Raw genomic sequence first — 1,042 nt, 5'->3', positions numbered from 1 at the left:
CGGCGAGCCGGTCGGCAAGGACCCGCTTGTCCTGTCCGCGCGTCCATGCCGACAGTGCTGCGTCCAGCTCGTCCTCATGCGCCTTGCGCCCGGCGAGCGTGACGAAGCGCGGGTCGGCGATGCCGGCAGCCTCTGCCAGCACGGCCCATTCGGCATCGCTGCGCACTGCGATCACGACCCACTGGTCCTTGCCCCGCGCCGGATAGGCTCCCTGCGGCGCACGGTGAGCGGAACGGTTGCCCGGTTTGCCGCCGCTGCCGGTCTGCTCCGCGCGGAAGCGGTCGGCCATCACGTGGATCAGCGGCTCGGTCTGGCTGATGTCGATCAGCTGGCCCTCGCCGGTCCGGCGGCGATGTTCGAGCGCCGCGAGCGTCGCGACGGTCGCGAACATCGGCGCAACCACGTCGCCATAGGCGAACGGCGCCATATGCGGGTCGCGATCGGCCCAGCCCGACAGCGCCGCCATGCCCGACAGCGCGCCCGCCGAATTGCCGTATCCGCGCATCGTCCCGAGCGGCCCCTTGCGCCCGGCGACGCTGACACTGATCTGGATGATGTCGGGCTTGATCGCCTTCAGCGTATCGAAGCTCAGCCCGATGCGATCCATGTATCCATGGCTGAAATTCTCGACGACGATATCGGCCCAGGCGACCAGCTTCTTGGCGACCTCAATCCCGCGCGGATCGTTGAGGTTGATCGTCACCCCCAGCTTGCTGGTGTTGGTGATCGCGAAGAAGGTCGAGGCATCGGGATCGCGGCCGGGGGTCGCGAACGGGGGCGACAGGCGGCCCAGATCGAGCCGCTTGCGCGATTCGATCTTGATCACCGTTGCGCCCATGTCCGCCAGATCCTTGGTCGCGCGCGGTCCAGCGCCGACCCAGGAGAAATCGGCGACCTTGACGCCTTCGAGGGGGAGGTTGCTCATCAGATTCCCCTCCCGCTTGCGGGAGGGGCTAGGGGAGGGCATGTCAGCACGCTGCAAAGCCGGTTGAGGAGGATAGGCCCTCCCCCAGCCCCTCCCGCAAGCGGGAGGGGAGAAGAT

General features: G+C 68.0%; 1 protein-coding gene. It reads right to left on the bottom strand.

What is annotated here, in order from left to right; all coding sequences use genetic code 11:
• The coding region (locus AX681_RS17200) for a CaiB/BaiF CoA transferase family protein (protein WP_066682549.1) at positions 1-925 on the bottom strand (925 nt) is incomplete at its 3' end.
• Between the last annotated feature and the right edge of the window lie 117 nt (positions 926-1,042).

It is taken from the genome of Sphingomonas sp. CCH9-E2 (assembly GCF_001557215.1).
In the GTDB taxonomy this organism is placed as follows: domain Bacteria; phylum Pseudomonadota; class Alphaproteobacteria; order Sphingomonadales; family Sphingomonadaceae; genus Sphingomonas.
This window is presented reverse-complemented; position numbering and strand designations above follow the sequence as displayed.